Source organism: Bacillus paralicheniformis (assembly GCF_001042485.2).
Classification (GTDB): Bacteria; Bacillota; Bacilli; order Bacillales; family Bacillaceae; genus Bacillus; species Bacillus paralicheniformis.
On sequence record NZ_LBMN02000022.1, the window covers coordinates 1 to 23,943 of the forward strand.

The 23,943-nt window shown below is 48.3% G+C and carries 34 protein-coding genes; 32 read left to right on the forward strand and 2 right to left on the reverse strand.

Annotated elements, in window-relative coordinates; genetic code table 11:
• Positions 1-104: 104 nt before the first annotated feature.
• From ACH97_RS23825 to ACH97_RS15115, 12 genes are all read left to right on the forward strand, one after another.
• Entirely contained in the window at positions 105-242 is a 138-nt protein-coding gene (locus tag ACH97_RS23825) for a hypothetical protein (RefSeq protein ID WP_016885264.1), read from the forward strand.
• Position 243: 1 nt separating this feature from the next.
• Positions 244-591, forward strand: a complete 348-nt coding sequence (locus ACH97_RS24065; RefSeq protein WP_241494256.1) for a hypothetical protein — start codon at positions 244-246, stop codon at positions 589-591.
• Positions 592-918, forward strand: a complete 327-nt coding sequence (locus ACH97_RS15070; protein WP_048350033.1) for a hypothetical protein — start codon at positions 592-594, stop codon at positions 916-918. It begins immediately after the preceding gene.
• Positions 918-1,334: a hypothetical protein gene (locus tag ACH97_RS15075; protein ID WP_048350032.1), complete on the forward strand. Its 417-nt coding sequence runs from the start codon at positions 918-920 to the stop codon at positions 1,332-1,334. Before ACH97_RS15070 ends, ACH97_RS15075 begins: the two co-directional genes overlap by 1 nt.
• The gene (locus ACH97_RS15080) at positions 1,318-1,701 is read left to right on the forward strand and encodes a hypothetical protein (RefSeq protein ID WP_048350031.1); all 384 of its coding nucleotides are present in this window, start codon (positions 1,318-1,320) and stop codon (positions 1,699-1,701) included. Before ACH97_RS15075 ends, ACH97_RS15080 begins: the two co-directional genes overlap by 17 nt.
• 16 nt (positions 1,702-1,717) lie before the next feature.
• On the forward strand, positions 1,718-2,764 hold the full coding sequence (locus tag ACH97_RS15085; RefSeq protein ID WP_048350030.1) for a FliH/SctL family protein: 1,047 nt from the start codon (positions 1,718-1,720) through the stop codon (positions 2,762-2,764).
• Positions 2,765-2,919: 155 nt separating this feature from the next.
• Positions 2,920-3,702 (forward strand): P-loop NTPase family protein, encoded by a 783-nt coding sequence (locus ACH97_RS15090; protein ID WP_048350029.1) that lies wholly within the window; start codon positions 2,920-2,922, stop codon positions 3,700-3,702.
• Positions 3,699-4,199, forward strand: a complete 501-nt coding sequence (locus ACH97_RS15095) for a hypothetical protein (RefSeq protein WP_048350028.1) — start codon at positions 3,699-3,701, stop codon at positions 4,197-4,199. Before ACH97_RS15090 ends, ACH97_RS15095 begins: the two co-directional genes overlap by 4 nt.
• The gene (locus tag ACH97_RS15100) at positions 4,196-4,408 is read left to right on the forward strand and encodes a hypothetical protein (protein ID WP_081043993.1); all 213 of its coding nucleotides are present in this window, start codon (positions 4,196-4,198) and stop codon (positions 4,406-4,408) included. Before ACH97_RS15095 ends, ACH97_RS15100 begins: the two co-directional genes overlap by 4 nt.
• Positions 4,401-5,189, forward strand: a complete 789-nt coding sequence (locus tag ACH97_RS23035; protein WP_081043994.1) for a BRO family protein — start codon at positions 4,401-4,403, stop codon at positions 5,187-5,189. Before ACH97_RS15100 ends, ACH97_RS23035 begins: the two co-directional genes overlap by 8 nt.
• An 18-nt stretch (positions 5,190-5,207) precedes the next feature.
• Positions 5,208-6,551 (forward strand): DnaB-like helicase C-terminal domain-containing protein, encoded by a 1,344-nt coding sequence (locus tag ACH97_RS15110; protein ID WP_048350027.1) that lies wholly within the window; start codon positions 5,208-5,210, stop codon positions 6,549-6,551.
• Positions 6,552-6,697: 146 nt separating this feature from the next.
• Positions 6,698-7,711, forward strand: coding sequence for a toprim domain-containing protein (locus ACH97_RS15115; RefSeq protein ID WP_057957849.1), 1,014 nt, complete (start codon positions 6,698-6,700; stop codon positions 7,709-7,711).
• A 16-nt stretch (positions 7,712-7,727) separates the two neighbouring features.
• Here the strand turns inward: ACH97_RS15115 and ACH97_RS15120 are convergent, their stop codons facing one another.
• A complete protein-coding gene (locus ACH97_RS15120; RefSeq protein WP_006636902.1) occupies positions 7,728-8,231 on the reverse strand; it encodes an ImmA/IrrE family metallo-endopeptidase in 504 nt (167 codons plus the stop codon).
• A 10-nt stretch (positions 8,232-8,241) separates the two neighbouring features.
• Complete coding sequence (locus ACH97_RS15125; protein ID WP_006636903.1) at positions 8,242-8,670, reverse strand: helix-turn-helix domain-containing protein; 429 nt, start codon at positions 8,668-8,670, stop codon at positions 8,242-8,244.
• Positions 8,671-9,015: 345 nt separating this feature from the next.
• Between ACH97_RS15125 and ACH97_RS15130 the strand changes: the two genes are divergently transcribed.
• The 20 genes from ACH97_RS15130 (at position 9,016) to ACH97_RS24070 (ending at position 23,905) form a co-directional block, all read left to right on the forward strand.
• Positions 9,016-9,543 carry a hypothetical protein gene (locus ACH97_RS15130; RefSeq protein WP_006636904.1) on the forward strand — a complete coding sequence of 176 codons (528 nt, stop codon included), beginning with the start codon at positions 9,016-9,018 and terminating at the stop codon, positions 9,541-9,543.
• Positions 9,544-9,687: 144 nt separating this feature from the next.
• Complete coding sequence (locus ACH97_RS23830) at positions 9,688-9,840, forward strand: hypothetical protein (protein WP_173636684.1); 153 nt, start codon at positions 9,688-9,690, stop codon at positions 9,838-9,840.
• Positions 9,837-10,361, forward strand: coding sequence for a hypothetical protein (locus tag ACH97_RS15135; protein ID WP_048350026.1), 525 nt, complete (start codon positions 9,837-9,839; stop codon positions 10,359-10,361). Before ACH97_RS23830 ends, ACH97_RS15135 begins: the two co-directional genes overlap by 4 nt.
• A gap of 247 nt (positions 10,362-10,608) precedes the next feature.
• Positions 10,609-11,397: a hypothetical protein gene (locus ACH97_RS15140; RefSeq protein ID WP_048350025.1), complete on the forward strand. Its 789-nt coding sequence runs from the start codon at positions 10,609-10,611 to the stop codon at positions 11,395-11,397.
• 22 nt (positions 11,398-11,419) lie between these two features.
• Positions 11,420-11,851, forward strand: coding sequence for a hypothetical protein (locus ACH97_RS15145; protein WP_048350024.1), 432 nt, complete (start codon positions 11,420-11,422; stop codon positions 11,849-11,851).
• A complete protein-coding gene (locus ACH97_RS15150) occupies positions 11,851-12,891 on the forward strand; it encodes a hypothetical protein (RefSeq protein WP_048350023.1) in 1,041 nt (346 codons plus the stop codon). Before ACH97_RS15145 ends, ACH97_RS15150 begins: the two co-directional genes overlap by 1 nt.
• Positions 12,892-13,071 carry a hypothetical protein gene (locus ACH97_RS23490; RefSeq protein WP_155519894.1) on the forward strand — a complete coding sequence of 60 codons (180 nt, stop codon included), beginning with the start codon at positions 12,892-12,894 and terminating at the stop codon, positions 13,069-13,071.
• Positions 13,072-13,096: 25 nt separating this feature from the next.
• Entirely contained in the window at positions 13,097-15,274 is a 2,178-nt protein-coding gene (locus ACH97_RS15155; protein ID WP_048350022.1) for a DNA polymerase, read from the forward strand.
• Positions 15,275-16,318, forward strand: a complete 1,044-nt coding sequence (locus tag ACH97_RS15160) for a hypothetical protein (RefSeq protein ID WP_023856076.1) — start codon at positions 15,275-15,277, stop codon at positions 16,316-16,318. It abuts the gene before it with no gap.
• The gene (locus ACH97_RS15165; RefSeq protein WP_023856075.1) at positions 16,311-16,829 is read left to right on the forward strand and encodes a crossover junction endodeoxyribonuclease RuvC; all 519 of its coding nucleotides are present in this window, start codon (positions 16,311-16,313) and stop codon (positions 16,827-16,829) included. Before ACH97_RS15160 ends, ACH97_RS15165 begins: the two co-directional genes overlap by 8 nt.
• A 5-nt stretch (positions 16,830-16,834) precedes the next feature.
• Positions 16,835-17,200, forward strand: coding sequence for a hypothetical protein (locus ACH97_RS15170; protein ID WP_048350021.1), 366 nt, complete (start codon positions 16,835-16,837; stop codon positions 17,198-17,200).
• Positions 17,201-17,458: 258 nt separating this feature from the next.
• Positions 17,459-17,659 carry a hypothetical protein gene (locus tag ACH97_RS15180; protein WP_016885231.1) on the forward strand — a complete coding sequence of 67 codons (201 nt, stop codon included), beginning with the start codon at positions 17,459-17,461 and terminating at the stop codon, positions 17,657-17,659.
• Between the two features lie 139 nt (positions 17,660-17,798).
• Complete coding sequence (nrdI, locus tag ACH97_RS15185; RefSeq protein WP_048350019.1) at positions 17,799-18,161, forward strand: class Ib ribonucleoside-diphosphate reductase assembly flavoprotein NrdI; 363 nt, start codon at positions 17,799-17,801, stop codon at positions 18,159-18,161.
• Positions 18,162-18,167: 6 nt separating this feature from the next.
• Positions 18,168-20,267 (forward strand): class 1b ribonucleoside-diphosphate reductase subunit alpha, encoded by a 2,100-nt coding sequence (gene nrdE / locus ACH97_RS15190; protein WP_081043995.1) that lies wholly within the window; start codon positions 18,168-18,170, stop codon positions 20,265-20,267.
• A gap of 13 nt (positions 20,268-20,280) precedes the next feature.
• The gene (locus ACH97_RS15195; RefSeq protein WP_053073117.1) at positions 20,281-20,793 is read left to right on the forward strand and encodes an HNH endonuclease; all 513 of its coding nucleotides are present in this window, start codon (positions 20,281-20,283) and stop codon (positions 20,791-20,793) included.
• 34 nt (positions 20,794-20,827) lie between these two features.
• The gene (gene nrdF / locus ACH97_RS15200; RefSeq protein WP_155519895.1) at positions 20,828-21,790 is read left to right on the forward strand and encodes a class 1b ribonucleoside-diphosphate reductase subunit beta; all 963 of its coding nucleotides are present in this window, start codon (positions 20,828-20,830) and stop codon (positions 21,788-21,790) included.
• A gap of 50 nt (positions 21,791-21,840) precedes the next feature.
• A complete protein-coding gene (locus tag ACH97_RS15205; RefSeq protein ID WP_048350018.1) occupies positions 21,841-22,422 on the forward strand; it encodes a dUTP diphosphatase in 582 nt (193 codons plus the stop codon).
• Positions 22,422-22,649, forward strand: a complete 228-nt coding sequence (locus ACH97_RS15210) for a hypothetical protein (protein WP_048350017.1) — start codon at positions 22,422-22,424, stop codon at positions 22,647-22,649. The genes ACH97_RS15205 and ACH97_RS15210 overlap by 1 nt, the downstream gene beginning before the upstream one ends.
• Positions 22,650-23,345, forward strand: coding sequence for an FAD-dependent thymidylate synthase (thyX, locus tag ACH97_RS15215; protein WP_048350016.1), 696 nt, complete (start codon positions 22,650-22,652; stop codon positions 23,343-23,345). It begins immediately after the preceding gene.
• A gap of 218 nt (positions 23,346-23,563) precedes the next feature.
• Positions 23,564-23,905: a 3D domain-containing protein gene (locus tag ACH97_RS24070; RefSeq protein WP_241494258.1), complete on the forward strand. Its 342-nt coding sequence runs from the start codon at positions 23,564-23,566 to the stop codon at positions 23,903-23,905.
• Positions 23,906-23,943: the final 38 nt, after the last annotated feature.

Below are 23,943 nucleotides of genomic sequence, written 5' to 3' on the forward strand. Positions count from 1 at the left end.
CTCGCACGAATTATACGGGAATTTCGCGGGGAATTAGCGGCTTTGCTGACGGTCGAGGGTAATCGTAAGGGATGACGTTAAAACGACGGAGAGGAGGCGAAAACGTGGCGGAGGATACGAGACGAATCTCGGAGCTCACCGACAAACAGCGTTTGAAATTAGCCGAGATTGCGGAGGAAAACACCAAACGAAGCGAGGAAGGTCTGACGGTTATCAAAAAAGACGATGAGTGGAGGCGTTAAAATGATCGTTCCAAAATTCGATATAGACCACATTATCAAGGTCGCAAAGGAACTCGGCATTGAGGTGCGGGAAGTTGCTCCGGGAGAGGGCGGCGTATTTATCCAGGAGGAAGACGGATCGGAGCGTGAGTTGACGACGTTCGATCTGTTTCCGGAAACTAAAGAAATCGCAGACCTGCGTTGTGCCGTTGCCGGGTTGATTGCGGAAAACGAGCGGCTGAAGGCGGAGTTAGCGAAGGCAAACGAACTATTATCGAAATCACAAGACGTTTTCTACGAATGGGATATGTATCATTTTCCGATATGCGAAGAGATCGGTTTATACCTAAACGAAGAGGAGGACGAATAGATGAGCGAAATTAAAAAGCCGGTAATTACGAAGGAGCAGGCGGATGCGTTACTTGGTCTATACGCAGAGGAATGGTCGAAGGAGCACGTTCTGGAATACCATGTAACGCGTGAGTGGACGGACCGATTTAGTCCGTTAAATGATCTCGACCTCATTACACTAGCGGCCGCATTAATCAACGGATATGAAGTCGAAAAGACGCCGGAGGAGAAGGTGCGGGAGTACTACGAATCTCACGGAGGTTCACCTAGCGCAGAGGAACGGAAAGCGGCCATTCGCGAAACGTTATACAAACTAGGAATCAAAATCGAAGGGGTGAATGCGTGATGACGAAAGACGAACTCGAAGCGATCCGTCAGCGTACGGAAGCGGCAACGGAGAGCTATTGGGCCGCAGATGATTGTGAGTGGCCGGGAAACGAAAATCTTCGCTATTGGGTAAAAACACATTGGGACGGCGTTGCGGCGGCAGTAACGAAAGAAGACGCAGAGTTCATCGCAAACGCTCGCCAAGACATTCCGGCTTTACTCGATCACATTGCGGAGCTTGCGTCGGATATAGCGAGAATGTGTCCGATTGCCGACCGACCAATTGTTGAATCGTTGTTAGCGGAAAAGGATCACATGGCGGAGGAAATATCGGACTTGCGGCGTAAAATCGATCTCTACGAAGCCTATGCGCAAGAATACGATTATTATGCGATTCTTAACGAAATGGGTGACGAAGATGACGACGACAGATAAACCGGTATCAAAATGGAATACGCGCGACTTCCAGGCGTATTTAAAAGCGGAGCATGAGCGGCTGTACGGCGTCCCTTACGTTCCGATGCCTACTCGCGAACCTTGGAAGGCCGAAGCGGGAATGCTCGGTCGTTGGGTCGGAACGAAGCGGAAGCCAGGCGAATACGGGCCGGAAATAACGAAGCGATTCATCGATCTATGCTTTGCGCAATATAGGCCGACGGCAGATTGGCCGGGCGTCAGCTTCGGATTTATGCAGAAGTGGATGGGACGAAATTTGCAGCGGGCAGTGGCGGAAATCAGGGCCGAAGCAGCGGCGCAACAAAGGCGGGAGCAGCAAGCGGAAATCGGCGACGACTTTTATTAAACGGAGGGATTGCGAGATGACTAAAACGAAAAAGTATGTGCGGATTTTGAAGGCGAGATATGAGTCGAGTTGGTATGCGGATAAGATCGGGGAGGTGTTCGAATTGACTGGAGAGACAGTCTCGTTCTACGACGTTAGGGTTCCGGGAGTTGGCCGTCTTGTTAATGTCGAAGACGCCGAGCTTATCGTCACAGAAAAGCGTCCGGCCAAAGTTGGCGAGCGAATTCTGATTGTTGATGATGAATTGGGTACGTATAACAACGGACAAATTCACAAGGTTCATAAATGCGTAAGTGCGTCGAGCGATAATAACGAACACATTGTAACTGACGCAGGGTTTGTATTCTGGACTTCAGAATACGAAGTCATCGTAAATAACGAAGTTAAAAACGAGGAGGCTGACGAAATGATTAAAAGCGGATTGGATTTACGATCTAAAAGCGCAGAGGAAATTCAGGAGTTCATTACGGAAGCTCTATCGGCATTGAGACAGCGCGCGCGATACGAAGGTCGAGTTCAAGGAAAAGCGGACGGTTATTTGGAGGCGATGACTAAAAGATCACAGAAATCCGAAGAAAAGACCGCACAAGAACGACGTGATGAAATCGTTGAGCAGGCGAGGGCGGATATCGCAAATCTTAATTACCGGACATTCGGAGAATTACGATATTCATACCGAAGCATTGTCTGTAACGTAGAGTTCGTTATTAATAAAAAGAAACGTACCGTTGTCGCTCTCCTTAAATCGGTAGGAAGGGGCACAGTAGAGTCGAAAGGAATCGCCAAGGCCGCACCGGACGATTGCTTCAACGTCCATATCGGAGAAGCCATCGCTCTTCATCGTGCACTTGGACTCGAAGTGCCTGACGAATATCTGAACGCGCCGCAGCCAACTGAAGTTCGTGTAGGAGACATTGTGAAGCTAATTCATAATGGCGAAGTGATCGATGAATACCGCGTGTCTAAGATAGAAGACGACCGGGTGTACGATCATGACAACACTTGGGCACCTAAACGTACATTAAAAATCATCGACGACAGCCGGACGGAGGTGGACGGTTAATGGAAGTACATGTGAAACTGAATGAACACGAGATTATGCAGGCGTGTATCGAATATTTAGATAAACGAGGTTACGTTCTTAAAACATTTAGTCTGCGAGGTAATCACGTAACAGGCGATGTTGAACGTAAGAAATAACGAAAGGAGTGAGCGCCATTGACTAACGAAAGAAACTGCGTCCTGGCTAACGGATGCAAAGCGGCCGGCACGTCCGCCTGTACTCGCCAATGCCCGCACTTCATCGCACTACATGGCGCATCGGGCAACGGCGGCCGGTCTGCGGCGGCAGGATTACCGCGAGAATATCGTCTGACAACGCTCGCCAATTCGCCAGCAAGAGCGGATCAGCCAGCGATATATAAATCGGTTGAAAACTACGTCAAGACGTTCGAGCGTCAGTTTGAGCAGACGGAAGGCTATATCGAACCGGCTGACCGTATCAAGTCGTTGTATCTCTTCAGCGAGAACTCCGGCACCGGCAAGACGACGACAGCGGCGGCGCTCCTTAACGAATGGCTGCGCGTCCATTACAGCGGATCTTTGCGGAGAGGTTTAACGCCGTCACTGCGCCCGGCCTATTTCCTCGATGTGAACGAATGGCAAGACGATTATAACGAATTCAATCGGCCGCGTGTTCCGGACTCGGTCGCAGAGCACGCGGCCACCCGTTACTATCGCGCGCTAGAAGCGGCTAAGACGGCGCCCTTTGCGGTTCTGGACGACATTGGTGTACGGAACGTTACGGACGGATTTCGCGGTGATTTACACGGCATAATTAACGCGAGAGTGACGAATCAACTTCCGACAATTTATACGAGCAACATTTCGATTGAACGTTTGCCGAGCGTGTTCGGCGAGCACCGTATTTACGATAGAATTCGCGACTTATGTATAATGCATGAATTCGAAGGCGAATCGAAAAGGGGGCTGCGGAGATGAAAACGGACATCGCTTTCGGAGACCTAGTCGCAGTAGACGGCTACCCTGACCGCATTTTCTTCGTGGATGCGCGTCGGGACATTGAGGAAACGGGTGATACCGGCGTCTCTACTTACGTTGAGTTCGATCTGACAGACGCAATACACGGCGAATGGATTCTCGCTGATGCGAACGATATCCGTCTAGTCTGCCGGAGTCAGTTTGTTGACGAATATCTTGACGGAGTTGATTACGAAAACTATCCGAAGCCAGAGGGAACGGCGTTTCACTTTGCGGAATTTCTTCCGGAATTTCCGTATGCCGATACCGTGACTAAGCTTAGCGAAGGAATAAAAAAGGCGTGGGATGATATGGCGAAAGAAAAGACGAAGAAAATCGATGAGCTGCTCGATGAATACAACGATTACAAGCGTTTGGAAGCGATGTACGGCGACGAGGAATACAAGGCGAAGCAGGACGAGGCGAAGGCGAAATTAAAGCGGGAGGTCGAGCGATGATGTACCGCCTACTCTATCCGTTAAAGTGGACGTTTGCTGCGCTAGATTGGGCGTTTTATTACATCGGTGTCGCTGCGGATTACATTTCGGGTATGTTCGGTGAGGCAGCCGATAACTTCCGTATACGTATAGAAATCGCAGAGCAACTGAAGAGGGGCGCTAGAGTCGTTTATATCGAGAAGAAAAAGAGGAGGAATCATTATGAATGAATTGAAAAAAGTATTCAATTATCAAGATCAACAGGTGAGGACAGTCGTTAAGGACGGTGAACCTTGGTTTGTTGCAAAAGATGTCTGCGATGTTTTAGGGATTACAGACGCTCGAAAATCAGTGAATTTACTTGATGAAGATGAGCGGAATAGTATTCCGGTCACTGATTCATTAGGGCGAAATCAAGAAACATTCATTATCAACGAACCGGGTCTTTATTCTCTGATTTTAAGAAGCCGCAAACCAGAGGCCAAACAATTCAAAAGATGGATCACTCACGAAGTCATTCCGACAATCAGAAAAACGGGCGGCTATGTAGCGAATGACGATCTATTTATTCAAACGTATCTACCGTTTGCAGACGACCAAACAAAACTTTTATTTAGCGCAACTTTAGAGACTGTACGCAAGCAAAACGAAGTAATTTCCGAAATGAAACCGAAAGCGGAGGAACATGATCGTTTTATTTCCGCGACAAATGTGCAGACGTTAGAGCAAGTAGCCAAATCGATTGGAATTGGCCGAAACAAATTAACGACATTCTTACGGACAATCGGTGTATTTGTTCGGAAAGAAGGCTCGCCGGTTCCTTATCAGCGCTACATCAACGAAGGCTATTTTAAAGTTAAACAATCACCGTCTAGGTATTACGGAGTTAACTTTGTACAGACATATGTTACTGCGAAGGGCGTTTCTTTCATCGATAGGAAGCTGGAAGAGTACGGAGGAGCACGAGCGGTCAACGCATTGAGGATGAAGGAAATCGAACATATAGCGTAATAAGAGGAGGGATCGCGGATGAACTACGGTGTTTTACTGCTATCGAAAGTGATCGAGCAGAACGATCCGAACGCGCTGCTGCGCTTTAATATTACCGCCGAGGACTTACCAACGGAAGGCGAACGCAAAGCACTCCGATACATCACGGAATATGCGGAGAAACACGGAGGCCAGGCGCCGACGGCCGAGATGGTAACGCACGAGGTGCCGGATTTCGAGCCGAATTTTGGTATCGAGGCCAATTACGATTACCTTGCGGAAAAACTACGGAAACAGGCTGCGTTGCGAGAGTTCGTCGATATTGCGGAAAAGGAGCTTCCGGAACGGTTTAGCCAAGCGCAAGATAATCCGGAAGAATTATTTTCGTGGTTGACGGAAAAAGTCGAAAGTCTTAAAATAAGAACAAACGTTCGTAGTTCTATCGGTCGGACGTTGAGTGAAATTAAAGAATCGTTTAGAGACGAGTATAAAAAGCGCGAAGAAGGCAAGTCATTCCGGATTTATAAGACGCCTTTTCCTACTCTTGATAATGAGATATCGGGGTGGTTTACAGGCGATATTTATGGAATCATGGGCGAGTCAGGGCGCGGTAAAACATACCTAGTCTGTCGAATTCTCGATTCATTACTGCGCCAAGGTGCAAACTGTCTCGTTAAATCATTCGAAGTTAAAGAATACACGTTTATTTCCCGTCTTATTTCAATTGCGACAGCGGTTGACGAGGTATTGATTGACGAGCTCGGACGGAAGGTAGGCATACCAAACAAAGCTATTTTATCGGGAAAACTGGATGATGTTGTTCGGGAAAAGTTCTTCGAAGTCTTGGAGTTACTCGATTCGTACTACCCTGGAACACTTTATTTCCAAGGGAAAAGCGGAAGAGAGTTGACGCGGTCATTAGCGGATCTTGAACGGGAGCTGAGTACAGGAAAAATTGACGCCGTTTTTCTTGATCCATTCTATGGACTTTCAGATGTTTACGGAAAGAACGTAAATAAAACAGCAGGGGGCGCAGCCGAGTACGCTGCAACACGTTTCGAAAATATAGTGGGTGATTATGACGTAGTTGGATTTTACACCGTTCAGGCGACCGTAGATAAAAAAGAGGTTAGCGAAGACGGCGTGAGGGAGCTACGAATTCCTACTCGCGAAAAGGTAAAAACCACCTCTCGCCTGTTAGATATCGCGACGAATTTGATCGGCTTTGATTCGGTATCGAAAGAGGGAATAGCCGGAATCGGGATCGAGAAAGGCCGGAATGGTGGCGAAGATTTCATGCTCGAGCTAGTTGCGCTATTCGACTACGGTGTTTTGCGAGAATTTCCGAAAGGCGAAGATGCTGCGGATCAATTCGATTTCTAAGACGGTGGAAAATAGCGGTTGATATTGTAAACATTTACCGCGGGGAATTCTGAATACTTTCGACAAAATACGATGGAATTTTTCGAAATCAGGGCGTAATATATAGAACAATCCGGCCTAATTAGGACGAAAGGAGTGATACGAAAGTGCCGATTTTAACGTTAAATGGCCGTCAGGTCGACGTCGACATCCGATATGAACTCGAACAATTCGAATGGACGCGGCCGACTTGGACGGATGAGCGACTCCTGGCCGCAAGTCCTTTCCGATATGACCGGACGCCGAGTTTTTACGTATATCTTGACGATACGACATCCGCAAAGGCCGGCTATTGGGGCGATAGCGGCTATTATGACGCAGAGTATGCACGGGGTGGCTTCGTTAAGTTGCTGGCGTTCTTGCGCGAAGAAACAGAAGAGGAGACGATCGAATACTTGATCGATGCGTACGCGCCGGAATCGGATGACGGTAAATTAACGCTTAGGCTCCCGAAGCTGAAAGTCGCAAAGAATCGCGAACCATTAAGCGAATCGATTCTCGGCGGCGTGGTTGCGGGGCCTAACGATTATTTAAACAAGCGCGGCATCATGCCGGCGGTCCAGCGTCTAATGGGTGTAGGAATGGTTGGCGGTGCGGTTGCGTTGCCCTGGCGGCTGCCGAACGGACGGCTCGCCAACGTAAAGTATCGGTCAACCCGGGGTAAGGCGTTCTGGTACGTCAAAGGCGGATGGCCGATACGGGACCTTGTTTACGGAATGAATGTCGTATATGACAGGCGGCTGACACGCGTTGTCTTATGCGAGGCGGAGATCGATGCGCAATCGTGGATGACGGCGGGAGTGCCGGCGATCGGAACCGGAGGATCTTCGTTCAACCAACGGAAGGCGGACATTATCGTTCAGTCTCCGATCGAACACGTAACCATCGTGACGGATAACGATAAGGCCGGCGAGAAGTTGCGTGCGGAGGTCGAGCGTTATTTATACGGGAAAGTCGGACTGGCACACGGATACATTACGGAGGGAAAGGATGCGAATGAACTATTGACTGCGAAGGGGAGAGCGGAATTGAAGGCGGTGTGTGAACGTGCGGAGGACGTTAAGAGCTGGCGTCTGAAGTTACCTAAACAGCCAAGTCTTGCGTTGACGGGCGACACTTAATCCCGTCAACGACCGACTACCGGTTATTCTTCGACGATCCACTCGTACAGGTCGTCCATACCTCCTTAAAAAGAATGTATGTTCGATTTTTAATTAAATTTTTTTTTTCGATTAGGTAAGATAAAATTAACTTCTCAGGGATTCCGTATTGTTCAATTGCTTCCTTTACGGTGACGCAACTATTAATGGATGAGAACAACAAATTAATTGCGAAAAAATTCGCTTCTAATTCAATTCGATCTGTAGAGAATAATGTCTGTTTCTTAAAAAAAGGAGTATTTGCATCTGGATGAAAGATTGCATGTCCTAATTCATGAGCACAAACAAACTCCTTGTTATGTTCATTCGCATTCTGATTAATATGAATGACCTTAACTCTGAAATGCCTGCTGTAATACCCCAGGGCTTTTCCTAAATCTTCATACACCACTTCAATTCCTAATGCTTTTGCAATTTTAAATGGATTATTTGTTTCAATTTTTTTTGTTATTGATTTGATCTTTTCAGTAATTGACTCCACAAAAAGGCACCTACTTACGATATTTTTTAGGAGTGAATTTTTGTTTTGAAATTCTTTTGGCAAGACGTAGGGAGTTTTCCAAGCTTGCAATTAACAGTTCTCTATCTTCTTCATCCATATCGTCAAGAGTTTGTCCGTCAAATGCGGCATAACCATTCTTGCCTTCTAGCCCTTCTATAATTTTTTGTAGCTCTTTCTGTATATCTCTTTCATCTTTAGCAGTTAGCTCAGGTTCAAAGTTTTCCTTTTCTTTTCTGCCGAGGAGGTAATCAACGGAAACATCGAAGAAATCGGCTAAAGCTTCAACTCTGTCTGTTGATGGCTTTTGAGTCTTCAACTTATAAAGAACGTTTGGACTAAGTTTTAATTTTCTTTCTAATTCTGCTATTGATATCCCACGACTATCCGCCAGTTTTTTAACTCTGTCAAATAAAGTCATCACACTCACCTTTTTTAATGCCAGAACACATCTTACCAAAAAGTTTGATTTTGTTGTTGACATCTTACCTATAAGATAGTAAACTGTGTTCATAAGCTGCTTATTTAGCTTTTGAGGCACTACAAATTAAAAGCCATAGACCACGTTCCCCAACGTACAAGGCTATAACTGTAGGTTTATTTAGCTATGGGTTCATTCTAACCTATAGGATAGAAATTGTCAATAAAAAGCTGAATATTTAGCTGAAAATATAAAGATAAGAAAAAAAATTAAGACGATGATGTCGCAAATTCTATTAGTGCGATGGGGTTATAAAGTGTAAGCATAAAGGGAGGAGAAATCTCAGTGAATACAAAAAAATTTAATAGGATGCGACGAGCAGTTGAAAACGGTGCAATTCCGTATGTTGAGTGGGAGTCGAGAAGGATCGCACACCTCATTAAAGATATGACCGCATTCGAGCAACGATGTTACGAAAAAATAGGTAAGGCGATAGAAATATTCAGTGGCAATGGGCGAGATAAAAGGGCTCTGATACAATATATCATTAAACAAGAGAGAAACCACTTCTTAAAAAAGCATAAGTTGAGAAACGATGTTGCTATTGAATATATTAACGAAGAAGGAACCGTTTGGGAACCTGAAGACGTTTCGACGAACGTCGTAGGAGAGGTTTTACTAAAAGAGAAGGTCGCCCTGTTAGCGCAAGGCGACCCACGAAAAAGAGTTATTCTAGAAGCATGGATTCGCGGATGTACAAATGACACCGACATTTCCACGTTGTTAGCGCAACGTTTTGGAGGAAATGCTCGATCACATTGTAGATTCATCCAACGATTCCGATCACGCTGTCAGTCCCAATTAGCAGCGTAAATTCTCTATAAAACGTAACTAGCCCAGAAGGCGTTGTTACATCCTCATCATATACAATCTGTTGGCAAAAGACAAGCGAACAGTATGCGAACACACCTTCCGATCTAGAGCGTTATACCTAATTAACATGGAGGCGAACATACTATGAATATCCCCAAAATTTCCGATTTCAATACGTATCCTGCGCTAGATCAGCGCAAACTTACCGAAATTTTATATCAAGGCGCATGGCCGGTCGACGAAGATCCGGCGGACTACTACCGTCCACTTTCGATCCAGGTGGTGCGCGTCGGATGAAAGTAACGCTATCCCACCACGCAAAGAAACGAATTACCAAGCGCTTTAAGATCGGCAACCAAACGCCGGAAGCATGGGCGTCGCAGATGTTATCTAATGCGATTTACTGCGGCATCGGTCCGGACAACAACGGAGAAGATGCTCGGATGTATTCCCATCGTGGAGCAACGTTCATGCTTGCGGTAGATGCAGACGTTGTTAAGACCGTGATCCCACCGAATAAAGGCTGCATCAATCGTATTCGGCGTAAAGTGACGAATTTCATAACGGAAGAAATTGCGAAAATGTCGCAGCAAATTACGGAAGAGGTGGCTATGATCGATAAGTTTCGCGATGAACTCGAAGAAGAAATCGTACATTTAGAAGGCCGCCTTTCGCGCACCCGGTCATTGCCGACTAAATTGGCGCTACAGGCCCGAATTAATGCGGTTCGTATGCGTATGGACGAATTGCCGGCGGAATCGCACGAAATAAGACGCGAACTGACGCGTACAGCGAGAGGAGTTGCCGCCTATGTCTAACGCATGGTTGTTCGAAATATTTGCGGTGATTGCCGCGCTTGTAATTGGCCGACTTATTTACGAAGTTAATCGCGAAGAAGGCGAGTAAGGGCGGCGATTGTGCGGCCCAGCGCTCGGAGAATGTCGGGGTGTCCGTTAAGTAACGGAGTCGCGTCGCTACTGCTTAGCGCTGGCGGCGTTTCGGACGCAGATACCGGCATTTTGCGAGGGCGAAAAGCCTCAAAATTAAAACGTAGGGGGAAATCGAATGAGTCAATTTCAAAAAGGCGCGGCGGCGCTATCAGCATTACAGGCCGGCGGAGGTGAAGGCGGCAATCTAAACACGGTCGATTTCGCTAAGTTCAGCGTGGGCTCTTCGTATAAGGTCCGTGTATTAGGTACGGAGGACTTGATGCAGTATTTTGGATACGGTATCTACAAAAAGGTAAATACGTTTGTTGCGAAGAATCCATCTACCCGGAACGAAAAGGGTTTCGTAGTAAGCGATCATACTCCGTGGGATCTTGCCGAAAAGTATCATCGCGACCTTCAATTCAAAGCGAAAGAGGCCGGAGATGAAAAAGAAGAGAAGGCGCAAAGTGCTGAAGCCGGTAAGTATCGTGGCAAAGAAAGGTTCGCAATGGGATTCGTTGATTTGACGACTGGCAAAGAGATCATCGTTGACTTGACGCGTAACCAGGCGCTCGACGTTTACGAAACCATCAAGAAATACGAAAAGAAACTCGGAAAGCTTGCGTTTGAATTAACGAAAACGAACTCGACAGGTCAAGCGAAAGACACGAAAGTTTCCCTTACTCCGTTGATCGATTTCGAAGAAGATCTCACCGAACAGGAACGCGCAAACTTCGCTAAATTCGACGGTAAGGAATTCAACGCAAAACTGTTCGACGGCCTGCTATTCGAAGCTGACGAGAAGACGCAGATCGAGAACCTAGTCGCAGCAGGATTCGATATTAGCTTGATCGGTCTGTCGCTTGGTGCGGAATCTAATAACGAAAAATCTAACGAAATCAGTGACGATGATCTGCCGTTTTAATAAAACGAAGGAGGACGATTGAATGGCGCATCTCAAGGAAACTATCGGCAAGTATTCCGAACTGATCGCCCGTGCGGCTTTATTAGCCAGCGGGTGGCAGGCGGTATCAAAATCGGAGACAGAGGAATCCTTCGATATCAGCGCAAGAGATCCGGGCACTGGCGAATGGAAAACGTTCCAGGTTAAGACGATCCGGGACCGTAGAGAAGATCGCGGTTTCTTGACGGTAAGTGGGCGCAAAGGAGACGGCCAGCCTTATACGCCTGAAGACGTCGACTTCTTCATCGGTGTGCTGATCGGTGAGGGGGAATTCCCTCGCGTCTGGATGATCGATAATCGCGGCATTACGGACTATTGGGGACCGTCAGAACGGGAAGGCAAGAGATGGGTCGAAATGGATCTGAATTTCATGCGGGAAGATTTTGCGGAAAATAACGAAGCGGAGGCGGTATGATGGCGAAATTACACGGCGTGAAGACTCTCGATATGGTGAACGGTGAAGTTAAGAAGGTTGCGTATAATGGAGCGGAATATGAGCGCGTGGAAGGAACTCCGAGTATTTTCGGTAGAGACGGAGATCTATTGTTGAACGCTTACGATCACTCGGATCTGGAAGTAAACGCGTTTTATAAGATCGTTAATAAGAGTGGGTACGGGATGACCATCTATGATGAAGTAGAGGATTCGCACGGTAGTGCGCTTATTGCGGGTTCTGTGTTCCGCAAAGTCTCCGTATCTCAACCGTCATTAGAAGATCGCGTCAGCACAAACGAAAAGGATATCGAATCCCTAAAATCCGACGTTGCTGCGCTAAAAGGCGAAGCCAAGACGGAATACGTACGGATTGACAAGAGCGAGGCGAAGGCGGGCGATTTCGTTAAGTTTGACGAAGCTCCAAACGAATTTCTAACCGCAGGTAAGTATTACGAAATCTATCGCGTAGATGGTTGCGGAGATCCTCAAATCCGGGATGACGACGGTGACGGTTTTGACACTTACTGTGCCGATGATTTCGAAGTCTACCGTAAAGTTAGCGCCGCCGAGCCGAAGCCTGAACGCCTGAAAGTCGGTGATTATGTGAAGGTGGTCGGGAACGAAAGCGGTCATTATGCGGAAATTGATGAAATCGTACTAGTAAAAAGAGACGACAAAGATTTCGCACCTTTCCATTGCGAAAAATTAAACGGAAACGAAGCCGGAATTTTTTACGAAGATGAACTCGTCCGCGCCACTGACGAAGAAGTTGCCGAAGCAAAACGCGCAGCCGCCGAGCGTAAGAAATGGGCCGCAATCGGACGCGAGGTGGGCGAGTATAAGGCCGGTGATATGGTTCAGTATTTATATGATGGGGAAATTTGCGAAGTTGTAGATGTCGCCGAGGATGGTAGCGTAAAAGTCGCTACTCAGAAGCATGGAAATTGCACAGAAAATCAGTCAAGCATCGAACTAATAGCGCCAGTCGAAGCGCGGTTCGATCGAAAGGGCGACGAGTAATTGAACGCTAAGCCTGCCGCCATCTGCGCCGCATGTAACCGGGTATTGAACGAAGGGCGATCCGCAACATACGATTCGCTCTTCGACCGGTACTTTTGCGACAACGCTTGCTGGTCGGATTGGTATGCGGATAACGAGGCGGAATACAGACGGAAATATGTAAGCCGCGAAGATTTATAACGTCATAAGCGGAAGGAGGATGCGAATGGAACTCGGCAATCTACGGTTAAATCTCAGCGCTTTGACGCCGAAAAGTGACGAAGTTAAAAACGAAAAAGTTGCCGAAACAGCCAAGCGGAAGCAGAAGGCGAAAACGGCCGAACCAATCGAGGAAAGCTGGCGCCGGATTTTCGCAAGCAAGCTATCGGAGACTGACCGCCAACGCTTAAACGAAGTCAAAGCGGCAATGGACGCGGGCAAGCTCGCCAGGAATCCGTCTGACTGCGTGAACAAGGCCGGAAACCCGAAGGCGTTCAGCAAGGCGGAGGCCCTGCGATTATGGAAGACGCTGCAAGAATCCCAGCGCGAAGAAACTTTGCGGAAGATGGTCGAGAATACACCGGCAAACTACTGGCTGATTACGGACGATGCCCGGCTCGACGAATTCCTCGCGTTGCTTGCTGACGAAGAAGAGATCGTATTCGACGTTGAGACGACGGGCACAGACGTATGGAACGACTACATTGTCGGCCATGTGCTGACGGCTATTAAAGCGGACATCCACGCGTATATCCCAACGAAACATAAGACGAGTCATCCGCAATTGGATAACGGCTATGTAGTCGAAAAACTGCGGCCATTTTATGAAGATGAGTCGATCGGAAAGCTCGCTCATAACGCAAAGTTCGATATTCACATGCTGGATCGCGAAGGAATTACATTGCGCGGCCTTACGTGGGACACACAGGAAGCGATGAGGCTGCTTAACGAAAACGAGCCGTCCTTTGCGCTGAAGAACCTCGTCACGAAATATCTACGGATTAAATCGGACACATACGAAGACTTATTCGGAAAGATCGGATTCGATGAAGTGAGTGATCTAAGAATTGCGCTTGCTTATGCGGCAAAAGACGGTGATGTGACGAGGAAGCTCCGCGATTTCCAACGCGAACACCTGAAGAAGTTTCCGGATATCCTTCGCTACTATGAGACGGTAGAAGTTCCATTAATCACCGTCGTACAGAAGCTCGAGTCAACCGGGTTCGACATCGACCTAGATTTCGCGGAGGAATACGGTAAAGAGATCAAAGCGGAAATCGATCGTTTGTATGCGGAGATTATCGACGAGTTGGGCGACATCAACATTAACTCCCCGGCGCAGTTAAAGCCTGCGCTAGAAAAAGCGACCGGAGAGAAGCTCGCATCAACCGACGCAAAGAAAGTCCTGAAGCCACTCGCGAGCAAACATCCGATCATTAAGAAGTTGCTTGAGTATAAAGAGAAATTCAAACTGTATTCAACGTACATCAACGCTTTGCCGGAATTAATCGACAAGAGGACCGGCAAACTCTATACGAATTTCAATCAGAACGGCGCAAAGACTGGCCGATTCTCATCCGGTGGAACAGGCGTCAACCTACAGAATCAACCGAAGGAAGCCCGGAAAATGTTCGTAGCTCCTAAAGGATACGCGATATTAGGCGGAGACTGGAGCCAGCAAGAATACCGATGTCTGGCGTACTTCTCGCAAGATCCGAAGCTAGTCGATAACTACTTACAGGGCAACGATCTATATGCGTCAATCGCTGCGGAGGTTTTCAATAAGCCGATCGAAGAATGCGGCGACGGATCAGTGTACCGGAAACAGGCGAAGGTTATCATGCTTGCGGTTGCTTACGGAGGTGGCGCGAACATGCTCAAGGACGCTATCGGAATATCGAAGAAAGAGGCGCAGAAGTTCCTCGACAACTTCTTTGAAAGGTTTCCGGTCGTCAAAAAGTGGGTCGAAACGAATCAAGCTTTTGTTAAGAAGCACGGATATGTTTGGATGGATCGCGGCCAACGTAAGAGACGCTTGCCTGACGCGAAGGACCGGAACGCGAAAGGCCATTACTCGGCTGTTTATACGCAGTCAACTAACGCAAGAGTTCAAGGATCGGCAGCGATCCAGACCAAAGCGACGATGATTGCGTTGCAAGAGTTGTGCGATAGGAAGACGGCTGAAGGTCGCGGAGAATGGCGGATATGGTGCGTGGTGCATGACGAAGCGCTGCTTTTAGTGCCGGACACTATCACGCGAGAAGACGTGAAAGACTTCGAGGATGTCATGCTAAATACGTACGTTTTCGGCAATATTCCGAATAAGACGGATATCGAGATTTGCCGCAGATGGGGAAACGGTTTCTCGGTGGATGAATGGTTCAAAACGAAGGGAGACGATTAATTGACGAATTCAAACGGAAGATCAGCCGCAAATTCACTGCGGGCACAATTAAAAGAACCGACCACATACGCGCAGCAGATTGCGGATGAGTTGGTCGAATATCTAAACGAATGGCACTCGCTGCCGGAGACGTGGGATAACGCCCTGGACGCGCAGATCCATAAATGGTACGCCAATGCTCCGAAAGTATTTCCGAAGAAGCCGTATTTCTCACCGTCATCTGCTAACGCTTGCCCGCGCGAGCTTTACCATAAAGCGATCGGATCTCCGAGAGACGAAACGAAAAAGCCTCCGTATCAAGGACGATGGACTAGAATCGGTACAGCGATCGGCGACGTAATCCAGCGCGACATTCTCTTCATGGAAAAACATTTCGAGAAGAAGACCGGCCGCCCCTGTCCGTTCAGCTTCGAAAAGAACGAAGACGGCACGCCGATGTTCGAGGATTTCGCGAAAAGGAATCATCCGGTCACACATCGCGGATACTCGTTCAACCTTTACGGAACGTGCGACGGCATCATGCGCTACGTAACGGAAGACGGCGAGGTGTTGCGCGTCGGTCTCGAAATTAAATCGAAGCAGACGACCGCCGCAAAGACGTCCCTCCATTCGATGCGGCAGCCGGAAGAAAAGCACGTCAAGCAATGCGTCGCCTACGGTCCGATGTATGGCGTCGACCTATACGTTATCCTTTACGTAAACGCGTCTAAGAAGTCGTGGGTGTATCCGGAAGGGGAATTCGAAAAGTCGCCGGACATGCGGGCGTTCGGCATCGAAATTACGGAGGAAGAGGTCGAGCAGCTATTCGATAGATTCGTAGAGATTCGCAAGTCTGTCGAGAAGGGAACGCCTTTACCGTTGGATCTGAACGGATGGACGTTTAACGGATACAAGACGGCTATTGCGAAGTCGCTGACGGACGAAGAACTGGCGGAGCTTCGCGCAAAAGTGTCGCAGGTACGGAGATCGAACGTATACGAATCTACGAAACGGCAGTACGTTGAGGCGCTCGAATTTATCGAAAGAGTGCGGGCTGATGAGTAGCGCCAAGCCTATCCGAATCCTCGGCCTTGACCTTTCGTTAACATCGCCAGGATTCGCAATCATCGAAGCAAAGGGCGGAAAAGCTCGCCTAATAAAATCCGCTCACTTTAAAACGTCCGCATCAACCGATCAGCCATTGCGGTATGAGGAGATCGAAGCATTTACGCTACTATTTGTTCGCGATAATCAACCGTTCGACGTAATCGTTCGGGAGATATGGCCGCCGAGCCGAAACTATGCGCAGAACAATAAGATTCACGGAACATGGTCGTCCGTCGAACGGGCGCTTCACCGATACGGATACGAAGTCGACGTACATGTTACGCCGGCTAACGTTAAGAAAACAGTCACCGGAAACGGAAACGCAAAGAAGCCGCAAGTTGCCGAGAGCGTTCGGGAATGGCTCGGTTTGTCGGCCGACCACAAATTCGCAACAGACGATCATAGCGATGCTTGTGCGGTGGCGCTTACGTATCTGATTCGCGAGAAGATTATTAAACCGAAGGAGTGAGTCGAATGGATAAAGCGATGGAGTATATCGATAAGCTGGCGGCAAAGCTCGGAGTCGCAGCCGAGCATGTATACGGAGTTCTCGTTAAGCAGGCGGTTGCTAACGGTGTGACTGCTGTAATTATCGGAGCCGTTTTTCTAATGATCGCAGTGGTCGCGGGAGTCATAATTACGAAGATGACTATAAAGATGTATGGGGAGCGGCATTGTAATTGGGATTACGAATGGTTTTTCGTGGTGCTTGCTGTCGGTTTTTTAGTGGTTCCTCCGGGAGGATTCGGTATTTATGCGATCACCGAAGGAATCAAAGCGTTAATCAATCCGGAATACTACGCGATCAAGGAAATCCTCGACGCGATCGGAGGGAAGTGATCGAATGTTTAAGCAGCGACTTATCGAAGCCCTAACGATCGTTGCGCTAATCGGTCTGAGTGTCGCGGGAGGATGTATCGGATATTTTGTCACTAATTTTCTACTCGCGATTCCGGTTATTGGTGTGATTGTTTGGGTCGTTATAAGTATCATAGCAGTCTTCATGGTGGCGGTAGTTATCTGTGGCAGCGCTGTCCGGCTACAAAAGGCATACCGCGAACATAAATGCGTTCAAAAGGACGTAGAGGAGGAAACGCAATGACCTACGAATGCTATGGCGTCCCGGCCGCACAGTTGCGACAGTCCTTGCGATGGCTTGACGAACAACTTACCGATGTTGATTACGCAATCAGTCGGCATGAACGGAAGAGGGTCGAGTTGGAAATCGAACGTGACCGGATTCTGGCGCGAAAAGACGAGATTGAGGCGGAACTAAAACGGAAGGAGTCGATCGAATGACATACGTTGCGATAGCGTGCCTACTCTACTTTGCGTGGATCGCTCTAACAGTCGAAGCTAAAACCACGAGGGCTAAGCTCGCAAAGGCAGTCGTCATGGTTATGTTCGCAATTCCTATCGGAGTGCTGGTGGCGTCGTTATGCTAATCGCCTACTACTCGCTGGCCGGAAACGTCCGCCGATTCGTAGCCAAGACCGGCCTGCCTGCGGTCGAAATCAAGGCGGATATGATGCTGACGGAACCGTTCGTCTTGGTAACGGGAACTTACGGATTCGGCCAGGTCGCCGGCACCGTTTGGGATTTTCTCGCGGACAATGGCGATTTATTGGCGGGCGTGGCTGCGTCAGGCAATCGCAACTGGGGCGGCAACTTCGCAAAGGCGGCGGATCTGATTGCGGAAGAATACGGAGTGCCGATCGTTCACAAGTTTGAGCTGTCGGGCACGACGGAGGATGTCGCTAAAGTTCGCGAGTTTGCGAGCGAATATTTACGGAAAGGGTGAGCGCTATTGACGAATAAACACGCGAAGTATATCGAACTTAATAACGAAATTATGATACGGAAGAACGGCGGCTTTCAATTCGAAAAGGATGCCGAAGCCGTCCGCAGCTATTTCATAGATTACGTGAATCAGAATACGGTCTTTTTCCACGATCTGCGCGAAAAGCTCGACTATCTGATCGAGAACGACTACTACGAACGCGAGGTCTTCGAGCCGTATACATTCGATGAAATAAAAGCGGTCTACAAAGCGGCCTACGCGAAAAAGTTCCGTTTCCCTTCGTTTATGAGTGCGTTCAAATTTTACAACGACTATGCGCTCAAGACGAACGATAAAAAGAAGATCCTTGAACGGTACGAAGACCGCATCGCCATCTGCGCGCTGTTCTTTGCGAAAGGAGACGCAGCCAAGGCGATCGAGTTTGCGGAAATGATGATCCGGCAGGAATATCAACCGGCCACACCGACGTTCTTAAATGCCGGACGGAAGCGACGTGGCGAATTAGTATCGTGCTTCCTTCTCGAAGTAGGCGACTCTCTAAACGATATTCAAATGGCGATCGGAACAGCGATGCAACTATCGAAGATGGGCGGAGGCGTAAGTTTGAATTTATCGAAGCTACGCGCGAAAGGTGAATCGATCAAAGGGATCGAGAACGTAACGAAGGGCGTCGTTGGAGTCATGAAACTCCTCGATAATGCCTTCCGCTATGCAGATCAGCAAGGCGCGCGTTCTGGGGCAGGAGCTGCGTATTTGAACGTATTCCATCGCGATATCAACGATTTCCTCGACACCAAGAAGATCAGCGCAGATGAAGACGTCCGGGTCAAGACGCTATCGATCGGCGTAGTCATTCCGGATAAGTTTATCGAACTAGCTCGCGAAGATCGGGACGCATACGTTTTCTATCCTCATACGGTCTATAAGGAATATGGCGAGCATCTTGACGAAATGGATATCGGAGAAATGTACGACAAGCTCGTCGAAAATCCGAACGTTCGGAAAGATAAAATCAACCCGCGACAGCTGCTCGAAAAGCTTGCGATTCTGCGGTCCGAATCGGGTTATCCGTATATCATGTTCGAAGACAACGTCAACGCAGCTCATGCGCTGAATCACATTTCGAAGGTTAAATTTTCGAATCTCTGTAGCGAGGTGCTTCAGGCGTCCAAAGTTTCGGAGTACACCGACTACGGCGAAGAGGACGCGATCGGCCTCGACATTTCGTGCAATCTCGGCTCGCTGAACATTGCGAACGTGATGGCGAATAAGTCGATCGAGCAAACGGTTAAGCTCGCTGTTGATGCGCTGACGGTCGTATCGGAATCAACGAATATCAAGAACGCGCCTGCAGTCGCTAAGGCTAACCGTCAGATGCGTTCGATCGGACTTGGCGCGATGAATCTGCACGGATATCTTGCGCAGAATGGGATCGCTTATGAATCGGAAGAGGCTCGCGACTTCGCTAACGTATTCTTTGCGCTCGTCAATTATTGGTCGCTGGTGCGGTCGATGGAGCTTGCGAGGGAAACCGGCAGCACGTTCGAGGGATTCGAAGGATCAACGTATGCGGACGGAAGCTATTTCGATAAGTACGTTGTAGGAGAGTTCCGTCCTAAAACGGAGAAGGTCGCGAAGCTGTTTGAAAGCGTTGAAATTCCGGAACGCATCGATTGGGTTCGGCTGGAGGATAACGTACGAAAATACGGACTATACCATTCGTATAGACTCGCGATTGCACCGACAGGGTCGATCTCATACGTTCAGTCGGCGACAGCGTCAGTCATGCCGATTATGGAGCGCATAGAGGAACGGACATACGGAAATTCCAAGACGTATTATCCGATGCCGGGGCTTAGCGCGAAGAATTGGTTCTTCTATAAAGAAGCGTACGACATGGATATGTTCAAAGTCGTCGATATGATCGCGATAATTCAGCAGCACGTCGATCAAGGTATCTCATTTACGTTGTTCTTAAAAGATACGATGACTACGCGCGATCTGAATCGAATTGATTTATATGCGCATCACAAGGGGATCAAGACGCTGTACTATGCGCGGACGAAGGATACAACTCAGGAAGGCTGCCTATCGTGTGCAGTTTAAGAGATGGTTACCCATGAAAAATAGATACGAAATTAGAGGCGATACAACAGCAATATTTATTGAGAGTAAGAAGTACGGGTTTTTAGAAACCTTAATTTCCACCAACGACTTAGAAAAAGCAAAAGAGATAGAAGGTTGGTGGCACGTGAGTTGGGATAATTGTGTAAAAAACTTCTACGTGAGAGGTAACAAAAGAAATTCGGATGGATCATGGAGAAAAGTTCGATTGCATCGATGGATCATGGGTGTTAATGATTCAAAAGTCCAGGTAGATCATATTTTACAAGATACTTTAGATAATTGCAGATGGGCGTTACGTGTGGTAACACCAGCTCAGAATAGCCAAAACAGGGGATTTCCGTCCAATAATACGAGCGGACAGAGAGGAGTTTATTGGAATGGTAGGTTAAATAAGTGGGAAGCACGGATTGACGTTAATACGAAAACAAAATATCTAGGGTATTTCAGAAATAAAGAAGACGCGGTTAATGCTAGAAAGTCAGCAGAGAGACTCTATTGGATATAAAAAGGAGGACGAATAATTGACGAACGCAAACGCAATCCATACGGCGGCCGATTGGTCGCGCCACGAAGACGATTTTACGCAAATGTTCTACGCGCAGAACGTTAAGCAATTCTGGCTTCCGGAAGAGATTTCGCTAAATGGCGATCTGTTAACGTGGAAGGCACTAAGCCCGACCGAGCAACTCGTATATATGCGCGATCTTGCGGGCCTAACGCTCCTGGATACCGAACAAGGAAACGTGGGTATGCCGACCATCGCGCAGCACATCGACGGACACCAACGTAAAGCCGTCCTGAATTTTATGGCGATGATGGAGAACGCAGTCCATGCGAAATCCTATTCGAATATCTTCATGACGCTTGCGCCAACGGAGAAAATTACGGAACTGTTCGAATGGGTGAAGACGAATCGCTACTTGCAGCGGAAAGCCGCAATCATTGGCGGGCTGTACAACGCGATTGAGGCAGGCGATGACATTTCGTTATACAAGGCGATGGTCGCCTCAGTCTATCTCGAAAGTTTCCTTTTCTACAGCGGCTTTTATTATCCGTTATATTTTGCCGGTCAGGGAAAATTGACGAGCTCAGGCGAGATTATCTCGTTAATTATCCGTGACGAAGCGATCCACGGCGTCTATGTCGGCTTACTCGCACAGGAAATTTACAATAGACAAGAGACGGACGTACAACTCGAACTACGCGACTTCGCCGTCGAATTGCTTGCGGAACTCTACGAAAACGAGATCGCCTACACCGAGGATATTTACGATCAGGTCGGACTGACTCACGACGTTAAAAAGTTCGTTCGATACAACGGAAACAAGGCGTTGATGAACATCGGCTTTGATCCGTACTTTGCTGATGAAACACCGAACCCGATTGTAATGAACGGGTTAAGTACAAAAACAAAGTCCCACGACTTCTTCAGTCAAAAGGGAAATTCTTACAAAAAAGCTACGGTCGAAGCGCTCCAGGATGACGATTTCTATTTCGAGTAAGCGTCCATTTACGAAAGTATATGCGCAGTTATTAACGAGGGGGTTTTCGTATGAACGTAAATATTAAACGCCTGTCACCCGATGCACAAATTCCGCAATATGCTCACGCCTCAGACGCCTGCTTCGACCTGGTTGCGGCAGAAGACGTCATCATCGAGCCGGGAGAAACCGCGCTAGTCAAAACGGGGCTAGCGTTCGAGATTCCGGAAGGCTACGAAATGCAGATCCGGCCACGCTCCGGCATTACGCTGAAGACGAAGCTTCGCGTTCAGCTCGGTACAGTTGACGCGGGCTATCGGGGCGAGGTCGGAGTGATTGTCGATAATATTGCGCAATGGATTTACGATACTAACGAGGCCGGCACACTCATAAATGTTTGCCGAGGGTATGCGGAAAGTGTGAGCGGAACATTGGTCGACATACCTTACGAAATTGTCGGTGCGGGAACGTACATCATCCGCAAAGGAGATCGCATCGCCCAGGCCGTAATTAAACCGGTCGAGCAGGCGGCATTTACGGAAGTGGCCGAGTTGGGCGATAGCGATCGGGGTGCGGGCGGATTCGGGAGTAGCGGGGTCGGTAGTCCACATCCGGAATATTTCGGAGAACCGATGGGGAAGGAGCTGATATAATGCCACAAACATACGCATGTTTCATTAACGGAAAGTTTTACGGCGCGGGCGATCTCGAATATATGAACGAACTGTTTCGCGATTATGTTGTCACTTCCGAAATGTACGGAGAAGACGATTGCACTTTTCGGATCACAACAAAAGAGAAAGCGAGAGAAATAGTTACGAAATCTATTAACGACCAATACCGAAGAGTTTTCGAAAGTCTAGCGAAGGAGGGCGAATAGATGAACGACAAAATTGATGTACTCGACCGCGGATACGTCCGTTTAATAAACGTAATGGGTTCCGACCTATCAGTCGTTAACTCAGCCCGCGTATCCTACGACAAGGAATCTACCGATCTATCCGAAAAGGACATCCGGCTCATTAAATTCCTTGCGCGGGAAGGCCATACGTCACCGTTTCGACATGCAACGGTTCAATTCGAAATCTATGCTCCGCTGATGGTTGCGCGCCAGCACTGGAAATATATCGTCGGGTCCGATCATACAATGGACGCGTGGAACGAATCGAGTCGGCGCTATGTTACCGAAGAGCCTGAGTTTTATATTCCGCAAGTGGACGAATGGCGATCTGCCCCGGAAAATTCGAAGCAAGGAAGCGGCGAAACACTGCCGGAAAGCCAAGGCAAAATAGCCAAGCAAGATCTACTCGATTTCGTTGCGTTCGGTGAGCGTTTATATGAACGGGCAATGAAATCGGGGGTTTGCGCCGAACAAGCGCGTCTATTCCTTCCGGCTTACGGAATGTACGTACGCTACTACTGGACGGCATCGCTTCAATCGGTCGCGCATTTCCTAAACCAACGCCTCGCACACGATAGTCAAGTCGAAATTCAAGAGTACGCGAAAGCCGTCTGCGAATTAGTCAAACCGAAATTCCCCGTCAGCATTGGCGAATTGGTCAAAACGGAGGTGTAAGCATCGGAATCCTAACGAATTTCACGCTAACAGCGCAGCTATTCTCCGGCCACTGTCCGGCAGATCAGCCGCCAGAACCGCCAAGGATAACGCCAGAGAAGGCCGCCATCCAATCGGCTGAATCACGCAACAGAGAATTAACGAAAGAGATAACGAAAAAGGACGCGAAGATACAGGCGCTTGAGGACGAAATCAAGGCGCTGAAGAAGTCGAAGCAGATGTCCGTAAAGAGTACAAAAGTTGAATCGGGATGGAAAACGTTCGAGGCCTCGGCTTATACCGCATTCTGTTCGGAAGGCTGCACCGGCATCACCAAAACGGGAGTCGACGTCAGCCATTCGATCTACTACGAGGGAGCACGCGTCATAGCGGTCGATCCGTCTGTGATTGCGCTTGGCTCTACGGTTGAAGTCCGACTCGCTGACGGTTCGAATTTCCGGGCGAAGGCGATCGACACAGGCGGCATGATTAAAGGCGCACGGCTCGATCTGTTGGTCGCGAATGAAGCAGACGCAGTACAGTTCGGCCGGCAGTCGGTAGAATTGCGGGTTATTAAATAACGAGGAGGCGGTTCGTTTGGACTTCCTTAAAAGCGCGA

Bases quoted from the DNA above. Each gene is read 5' to 3' on its own strand.
- ACH97_RS24065 (WP_241494256.1), top strand. From the start codon at position 244: ATGATCGTTCCAAAATTCGATATAGACCACATTATCAAGGTCGCAAAG.
- ACH97_RS15070 (WP_048350033.1), top strand. From the start codon at position 592: ATGAGCGAAATTAAAAAGCCGGTAATTACGAAGGAGCAGGCGGATGCG.
- ACH97_RS15075 (WP_048350032.1), top strand. From the start codon at position 918: ATGACGAAAGACGAACTCGAAGCGATCCGTCAGCGTACGGAAGCGGCA.
- ACH97_RS15080 (WP_048350031.1), top strand. From the start codon at position 1,318: ATGACGACGACAGATAAACCGGTATCAAAATGGAATACGCGCGACTTC.
- ACH97_RS15085 (WP_048350030.1), top strand. From the start codon at position 1,718: ATGACTAAAACGAAAAAGTATGTGCGGATTTTGAAGGCGAGATATGAG.
- ACH97_RS15095 (WP_048350028.1), top strand. From the start codon at position 3,699: ATGAAAACGGACATCGCTTTCGGAGACCTAGTCGCAGTAGACGGCTAC.
- ACH97_RS15100 (WP_081043993.1), top strand. From the start codon at position 4,196: ATGATGTACCGCCTACTCTATCCGTTAAAGTGGACGTTTGCTGCGCTA.
- ACH97_RS23035 (WP_081043994.1), top strand. From the start codon at position 4,401: ATGAATGAATTGAAAAAAGTATTCAATTATCAAGATCAACAGGTGAGG.
- ACH97_RS15110 (WP_048350027.1), top strand. From the start codon at position 5,208: ATGAACTACGGTGTTTTACTGCTATCGAAAGTGATCGAGCAGAACGAT.
- ACH97_RS15125 (WP_006636903.1), bottom strand. From the start codon at position 8,670: ATGACTTTATTTGACAGAGTTAAAAAACTGGCGGATAGTCGTGGGATA.
- ACH97_RS23830 (WP_173636684.1), top strand. From the start codon at position 9,688: ATGAATATCCCCAAAATTTCCGATTTCAATACGTATCCTGCGCTAGAT.
- ACH97_RS15135 (WP_048350026.1), top strand. From the start codon at position 9,837: ATGAAAGTAACGCTATCCCACCACGCAAAGAAACGAATTACCAAGCGC.
- ACH97_RS15140 (WP_048350025.1), top strand. From the start codon at position 10,609: ATGAGTCAATTTCAAAAAGGCGCGGCGGCGCTATCAGCATTACAGGCC.
- ACH97_RS15145 (WP_048350024.1), top strand. From the start codon at position 11,420: ATGGCGCATCTCAAGGAAACTATCGGCAAGTATTCCGAACTGATCGCC.
- ACH97_RS15150 (WP_048350023.1), top strand. From the start codon at position 11,851: ATGGCGAAATTACACGGCGTGAAGACTCTCGATATGGTGAACGGTGAA.
- ACH97_RS15155 (WP_048350022.1), top strand. From the start codon at position 13,097: ATGGAACTCGGCAATCTACGGTTAAATCTCAGCGCTTTGACGCCGAAA.
- ACH97_RS15165 (WP_023856075.1), top strand. From the start codon at position 16,311: ATGAGTAGCGCCAAGCCTATCCGAATCCTCGGCCTTGACCTTTCGTTA.
- ACH97_RS15170 (WP_048350021.1), top strand. From the start codon at position 16,835: ATGGATAAAGCGATGGAGTATATCGATAAGCTGGCGGCAAAGCTCGGA.
- ACH97_RS15180 (WP_016885231.1), top strand. From the start codon at position 17,459: ATGACCTACGAATGCTATGGCGTCCCGGCCGCACAGTTGCGACAGTCC.
- nrdI (WP_048350019.1), top strand. From the start codon at position 17,799: ATGCTAATCGCCTACTACTCGCTGGCCGGAAACGTCCGCCGATTCGTA.
- ACH97_RS15195 (WP_053073117.1), top strand. From the start codon at position 20,281: ATGAAAAATAGATACGAAATTAGAGGCGATACAACAGCAATATTTATT.
- ACH97_RS15205 (WP_048350018.1), top strand. From the start codon at position 21,841: ATGAACGTAAATATTAAACGCCTGTCACCCGATGCACAAATTCCGCAA.
- ACH97_RS15210 (WP_048350017.1), top strand. From the start codon at position 22,422: ATGCCACAAACATACGCATGTTTCATTAACGGAAAGTTTTACGGCGCG.
- thyX (WP_048350016.1), top strand. From the start codon at position 22,650: ATGAACGACAAAATTGATGTACTCGACCGCGGATACGTCCGTTTAATA.
- ACH97_RS24070 (WP_241494258.1), top strand. From the start codon at position 23,564: ATGTCCGTAAAGAGTACAAAAGTTGAATCGGGATGGAAAACGTTCGAG.